Annotated in this window: 2 protein-coding genes; both read left to right on the forward strand. The window is 65.3% G+C overall.

Translation table 11 applies throughout. The features are described from left to right. On the forward strand, window positions 1-1,187 hold a 1,187-nt coding region (locus LUB09_RS23815; protein ID WP_231423852.1), incomplete at its 5' end, for an ATP-binding cassette domain-containing protein. Between the two features lie 9 nt (window positions 1,188-1,196). Then, window positions 1,197-1,615 (forward strand): ABC transporter permease subunit (locus LUB09_RS23820; RefSeq protein ID WP_442964112.1); only part of this gene is annotated, 419 nt, incomplete at its 3' end.

A 1,615-nucleotide genomic window follows, 5' to 3' on the forward strand; every position in this document is an offset into this window, starting at 1 on the left:
TGCCGTCGCGCTTGGGCGTGGTCAACGGCGGCCTGCTGCGCAAGCAGGCGCTGGCCTGCCTCAAGGGCCTGGCCGATGAAATCGACCCGGATGAAAAGCTCGGCCGCCTGTCCCTGGGCCAGCGCCAACTGGTGGAAATCGCCAAGGCGCTGTCCCGTGGCGCCCATGTGATCGCCTTCGATGAACCCACCAGCAGCCTCTCGGCGCGGGAAATCGACCGGCTGATGGCGATCATCGCGCGCCTGCGCGATGAGGGCAAAGTGGTGCTCTACGTGTCGCACCGCATGGAAGAGGTGTTCCGCATCTGCGACGCGGTCACGGTGTTCAAGGACGGGCGCTACGTGCGCACGTTCGAGGACATGAGCGCGCTGACCCACGACCAGTTGGTGACCTGCATGGTCGGGCGCGATATCCAGGACATCTACGACTACCGCCCGCGCGAGCACGGTGAGGTGGCGCTCAAGGTCGATGGGCTGCTTGGGCCAGGCTTGCGTGAGCCGGTCAGCTTCGAGGTGCGCAAGGGCGAGATTCTCGGGCTGTTCGGGCTGGTGGGGGCAGGGCGCACCGAGCTGTTTCGGCTGCTCTCCGGGCTGGAACGCAGCACCGCAGGGCAGCTGGAGCTGTGCGGCGAAACCCTGCACCTGCGCTCACCGCGCGATGCCATCGACGCCGGCGTGCTGCTGTGCCCGGAAGACCGCAAGAAGGAAGGCATCATTCCGCTGTCCAGCGTGGCGGAAAACATCAACATCAGCGCCCGTGGCGCCCATGCCGCGTTTGGCTGGCTGCTGCGCGAGAAGTGGGAGAAGGGCAACGCCGGCCAGCAGATCCAGGCGATGAAGGTGAAGACGCCCAACGCCGAGCAGAAAATCATGTACCTGTCCGGCGGCAATCAGCAGAAGGCCATTCTCGGCCGCTGGCTGTCGATGCCGATGAAGGTGCTGCTGCTCGATGAGCCGACGCGGGGCATCGACATCGGCGCCAAGTCGGAGATCTACCAGATCATCCATAACCTGGCCGCCAGCGGCATTGCGGTAATCGTGGTGTCCAGTGACCTGATGGAAGTGATGGGGATTTCCGACCGCATCCTGGTGCTGTGCGAAGGCGCCCTGCGCGGCGAACAACGGCGTGAACACGCCACTGAATCCAACTTGCTGCAGCTGGCCTTGCCGCGCGGCCCGGCCCACTGAGAGACGACTATGACGACCCAAGACAACGCGCTGCCCAAAGCGCGCAAACCCGTGGACCTGCGCGCGCTGCTGGATAACTGGGCGATGCTGCTGGCGGCGGTGAGCATCTTCGTGCTGTGCGCCTTGCTCATCGACAACTTCCTCTCGCCGCTGAACATGCGCGGCCTGGGCCTGGCGATTTCCACGGTGGGCATCGCCGCCTGCACCATGCTGTTCTGCCTGGCGTCGGGGCACTTCGATTTATCGGTGGGCTCGGTGATCGCCTGCGCCGGCGTGGTCGCGGCCATTGTGATGCGCGACACCGACAGCGTGATGCTGGGCATCGGCGCCGCCCTGGGGATGGGCCTGCTGGTGGGGCTGATCAACGGCATCGTGATCGCCAAGCTGCGGGTCAATGCGTTGATCACCACGCTGGCGACCATGCAGAT

This window comes from Pseudomonas sp. Leaf59 (genome assembly GCF_920984685.1).
In the GTDB taxonomy this organism is placed as follows: Bacteria; Pseudomonadota; Gammaproteobacteria; order Pseudomonadales; family Pseudomonadaceae; genus Aquipseudomonas.